Here is a 1,645-nt window from a genome sequence, read left to right on the forward strand (position 1 = left end):
GTAGTACGCGAAGCGACAAGCGTGGGGGCCATATCAGCCGAACAGCGTGGACAGATCGGGTGCGTCGTCCGCAGGCGGCGTGAATTGCAGCTGGGACTCCAGCCGCGTCAGGTGCTCGCGCATGTGATGCGCGGCTTCCCGGACGTCGCGCAGGCGGATGGCGTCGAGCAGGGTGCGGTGTTCGCGGCAGCCGCAGGCGGCGGCTTCATCGCGGCTGCGTTCATGGGCCGTGCTGTAGGTCATCAGAATGAGCGAGGTGCGCGACGTGAGCTCGCGCAGGATGCGGCCCAGCGTCTGGTGGCCGGCGCGCTCGGCGATCTGCAGGTGGAAGTCGCCCGACAGCCGGATTGCGCGGTGCATGTCGCCGGCCAGGCGCGCGGCCTCCTCGTCGTCGATGCAGCGCTTGAGCTGCTGCATGTCGGCCTCGCTGGCGTTGGCGATGAACAGCTCCACCAGCGTGGGCTCGATCAGCCGGCGCACTTCGAAGACCTCGTGCGCTTCCTGCTCGGTGGGCTGGGCGACGGTGGCACCCCGATTGGGTATGAGGGTGACCACCTGTTCATTGGCCAGCCGCACCAGCACCGGTCGGATGCGCGTGCGCGACACGCCGAATGCGCTGGCCAGTTTGTCTTCCACCAGCTTGGTGCCCGGCGGCAGGCGGTGGTCGAGAATGGCCGAGATCACGCGTTCATACATCTCGCTGTCGGTCAATGGCGTTGTGGGCGTTGCCTGGCTCATCGGGTGCCTTTCTTTTGCCGCCGGTCCAGCCACCAGGCCAGGCCCAGGGCCAACGCCATGACGAGCAGCGACACCACGGTGGTGACGGTGCCCAGCGCGTAGATGGACGGCGTGGTGACGGTGGTGGTCAGGCCCTGCAGTTCCAGCGGCAGGGTGTTCACATCACCAATGGCCTGCGAGGTGCGGGCGATTTCATCCCAACTCAGGGTAAAGCCAAACATGCCTATGCCCACCACCGACGGCGCAATCAGCGGCAGCACCACATGGCGAAAGCCCTGCCACGGCGTGGCGCCCAGGTCGCGCGCGGCTTCTTCATAGGCGGGGTTGAAGCGGTTGAAAACGGCAAACATGATCAGGAGACCAAAGGGCAGCGTCCAGGTCAGATGCGCGCCAAGCGCCGACGTGAACAGCCCGAGTGCGGTGCCGTAGCCTTCCAGCGTGCCGGTCATGCCGAAAACTTCAAGCACCTTCTTGATGCCGGTGTCGAGCAGCCGGAACTCCAGGCCAATGCCCAGCGACACAATGATGGACGGCATGATCAGGCTGGCCACCACCACAAAAAACAGCGTGTTGGCGCCTGCGAGCTTTTTGCGGAAAGCCAGGCCGGCCAGCACCGACAGCACCACGGTAAAAGCCATCACGGCCAGGCCCAGGCCCAACGAGCGCCTGAGTGCCGCGCCGATGTCCACCACGCCCAGCCCCTCGGCCAGCTTGTAAAACCAGTGCAGCGACACGCCGCGCAGCGGAAAGGTGAGTCCGCCTTCAGGGCCCTGAAAGCTCAGCACCACGATGACGAACATGGGCCCGTAGAGGAACAGCACGAACAGCGCAAAGAATGCAGCGAGGAACCAGAAGCCGGCGGTGCGTTTGTCGCTGTTCATTCAGAGTTCCTTGCGGATGTCGACCA

General features: G+C 65.0%; 2 protein-coding genes. Both read right to left on the reverse strand.

The features are described from left to right. Positions 1-33 precede the first annotated feature (33 nt). Positions 34-738: a GntR family transcriptional regulator gene (locus tag V6M63_RS10275; protein ID WP_332741487.1), complete on the reverse strand. Its 705-nt coding sequence runs from the start codon at positions 736-738 to the stop codon at positions 34-36. Then, positions 735-1,619, reverse strand: coding sequence for an ABC transporter permease (locus tag V6M63_RS10280; RefSeq protein WP_332741488.1), 885 nt, complete (start codon positions 1,617-1,619; stop codon positions 735-737). Before V6M63_RS10280 ends, V6M63_RS10275 begins: the two co-directional genes overlap by 4 nt. Positions 1,620-1,645: the final 26 nt, after the last annotated feature.

The organism is Hydrogenophaga sp., from assembly GCF_036675665.1.
In the GTDB taxonomy this organism is placed as follows: Bacteria; Pseudomonadota; Gammaproteobacteria; order Burkholderiales; family Burkholderiaceae_C; genus Hydrogenophaga.

Bases quoted from the DNA above. Each gene is read 5' to 3' on its own strand.
- V6M63_RS10275 (WP_332741487.1), bottom strand. From the start codon at position 738: ATGAGCCAGGCAACGCCCACAACGCCATTGACCGACAGCGAGATGTAT.
- V6M63_RS10280 (WP_332741488.1), bottom strand. From the start codon at position 1,619: ATGAACAGCGACAAACGCACCGCCGGCTTCTGGTTCCTCGCTGCATTC.